At 62.3% G+C, this 2,503-nt stretch carries 5 protein-coding genes; 3 read left to right on the top strand and 2 right to left on the bottom strand.

The window, feature by feature from the left end; translation table 11 throughout:
- The coding region (locus ACR2JA_RS11845) for a formylglycine-generating enzyme family protein (RefSeq protein WP_434009284.1) at nt 1-751 on the bottom strand (751 nt) is incomplete at its 3' end.
- 160 nt (nt 752-911) lie between these two features.
- Between ACR2JA_RS11845 and ACR2JA_RS11850 the strand changes: the two genes are divergently transcribed.
- From ACR2JA_RS11850 to ACR2JA_RS11860, 3 genes are all read left to right on the top strand, one after another.
- Nucleotides 912-1,187: a type II toxin-antitoxin system Phd/YefM family antitoxin gene (locus ACR2JA_RS11850; RefSeq protein WP_434009285.1), complete on the top strand. Its 276-nt coding sequence runs from the start codon at nt 912-914 to the stop codon at nt 1,185-1,187.
- Between the two features lie 7 nt (nt 1,188-1,194).
- Nucleotides 1,195-1,515: a type II toxin-antitoxin system RelE/ParE family toxin gene (locus ACR2JA_RS11855; RefSeq protein ID WP_434009286.1), complete on the top strand. Its 321-nt coding sequence runs from the start codon at nt 1,195-1,197 to the stop codon at nt 1,513-1,515.
- A 79-nt stretch (nt 1,516-1,594) separates the two neighbouring features.
- Nucleotides 1,595-2,170, top strand: a complete 576-nt coding sequence (locus tag ACR2JA_RS11860) for a hypothetical protein (protein WP_434009287.1) — start codon at nt 1,595-1,597, stop codon at nt 2,168-2,170.
- 117 nt (nt 2,171-2,287) lie between these two features.
- Here the strand turns inward: ACR2JA_RS11860 and ACR2JA_RS11865 are convergent.
- On the bottom strand, nt 2,288-2,503 hold a 216-nt coding region (locus ACR2JA_RS11865), incomplete at its 5' end, for an acyl-CoA dehydrogenase family protein (protein WP_434009288.1).

The following is a 2,503-nucleotide window of genomic DNA, read 5'->3' on the forward strand; positions in this document are numbered from 1 at the left end:
AGCGCGCTGGCGAAACGCAGCGGAACCCGATGTACACCGCGTAGAAGTCGGCGGCCTTCCAGGCGCTGACATCGGCCCGCATCTGCTCCGGCCCGTACCACCAGGAGCCCCCCATGGTGCGCCGCTCGTGGCCCTGGGCATCGTCCACCCATTCCCACACGTTGGCGCCCATGTCGTACAGGCCATTGACGCCCTGTGCCGTGCGGCCGGCCGGCGCGGCGCGTGGCCAGGGGTCGGCGCCGCTGGTGTTGGCGCCCTGTGGCGATGTGCCGGTGGGGTAGGGGTAGGTCGTCCCGCGCACCCAGGGCGCCGGGGCGCTGGGGCGTTGCTCGGTGTGGGCGGCGCTGGTCCATTCGGCCGCCGTCGGCAGCCGGCCGCCACGCCACTGGCAATAGGCCTGCGCTTCGGCATGGGTCAGGTGCACCGCGGGCAGGTCGCTGCTGGCGGGGGGCACGCCGTCGGGCGTGCGCCAGGTCCAGCCGGGGCGCCGCTGCCAGCCGCCCGAGTACTCGAAGCCGCCGCCCTCGCGCTCGGCACGGGTGGTGGTGCCTGTCGTCTGCACGTAGCGAGCGAACTGGGCGATGGTGACCTCGGTGCGGTCGAACAGCAGTGCGCCCACCCGTTGTTGCGACGTGTCGGCCGTGGCTGTTGTAGGCCAGGCGAGGAACAGAATGAGGGCCGTCCATGCCAGGTCGAGCGTGCCGCTCTCGGTCAGTTGCCTTGGGCATGCGGATGGAATGCGTTTTAGCATGAGAAGAATGATCGCTGTGAGCGCATGACCAGCGGGCGCAAGGGGGTTCCAAGGAGCGCTTTGCTGGCGATGCGCGCGCCTTGGAGGCGCCCACATCGTCCGCTCAAACTTGACCCGGTCCAAATACAGGGATAAATTCAGTCTGAACCAAGGAGGCGCCATGCAGGCCCGCGAACAGATCCGATCCATCTCCTACCTCAAGAGCCACGCCGCGCAGATCTCGGAAGAGGTGGCTGCCTCTGGGGCGCCGGTCATCATCACCCAGAACGGCGAAGCCGCCATGGTGATCGAGGGTGTGCAGCAGTACCAGGAGAAGCAGGAAATGATCGCCCTGCTCAAACTGCTGGCGCTGGGTGAAAAAGACCGGCAGGCCAGTCTCGGGCTCTCTGTGGAAGAGTGCCGTGCGCAACTGGCACAGCGGCGCCAGCAGCGCTGAACGCAGCATGGCCATCGTCATCCTGCCCGACGCGCAGGCCGACCTTTTGGACCTGCAGGACTACATGCTGGAACGCTGGACGCCCGAACTGTGGCAAGCCGCTGAAGACGACATCTTTGCGCAGCTTGCTCAGGTGGATTCGGGCTTCATCACTGGCCCCGTGGTTCCATTGCTGGCCAGCGTGGGCATCACGGACTACCGCACCGTTCTCAGTTCACACCACCGCATCCTGTATCGGAAGGTCGATGGCAACACGGTGGTGTATGCGGTGGCCGGGCAGATGCTGGACTTTCAGACGCTGCTACTGAGGCGGTTGTTTAGGCGGTGAGGTCTGCCAAAAGATCAGCCCTGACACCTTTGCCCTAAATTCCTGTCTTCGCTGATATTTGAGTGTTGGGGCGTAGATCATGACAACGGGTTCTGTTGGGGTGGTATGGATCGTGATGGGTGGGGTGTTGATTTGGTTCGTCACGCTTGCCGTTCTAGGGGTTTGTCGAAAAGGGCAGCTGGTTCCCTCGCGTGCTAATTGGCTCGACCGCTTTTTTAACCTGTTCCTCTACCTGCCTATTGCTGGGATGTGCTTACTGCTGGGATTGGCAACGGGTTCGTGGCTTGTCTCGCTTGCCATCCTGGTGACACCCCCTCTCATTCGCGCGCTTTACTCAAAGCCGAAGCGGGAGTCACTGAAATCGGAAATGGACCGGTTGTACGCCGCTTCCAGTCATACGAACCCGAATCCTCGGTACAGCTTTTCGGGTGGGGATGCGATTGCAGTGTGCGATCAGGATCAGGAGAGTTGGATCAATGGCATCTGGCCCGTGGTGTCACTGGATCGGGTGGGAAAGAATCGACATGGGGAGTACTTTCGGGTCCACCAGTCGTTTCCCTCACGAGAGGTTGTGGTTAGCCATCTCACTTTCGAGACCGCCAAGAACTTCATCAGGTCCGACAAAAAAGCTTTCTTGAGGGAGTTTGGCGCGTAGCCGCAGCGTGTGACGAAAGAACCGCAAGCAGGTCTACTCACATGAAGAGCTATGAGCGACCAAAACACAAAAGGGCTGCCGATGGCAGCCCTTTTGCATTGGAGAGCGAAATCCCGATCAGTTCGCGAAAGCCGCAATTCCCGTGATCGCGCGGCCCAGGATCAGCGCGTGCACATCGTGCGTGCCTTCGTAGGTGTTGACCACCTCCAGGTTCACCAGGTGGCGGGCCACGCCGTATTCGTCGCTGATGCCGTTGCCGCCCATCATGTCGCGGCTCATGCGGGCGATGTCCAGCGCCTTGCCGCAGCTGTTGCGCTTGAGGATGCTGGTGAT

The sequence above is a fragment of the Hydrogenophaga sp. genome, from assembly GCF_051007235.1.
Lineage (GTDB): Bacteria > Pseudomonadota > Gammaproteobacteria > Burkholderiales > Burkholderiaceae_C > Hydrogenophaga.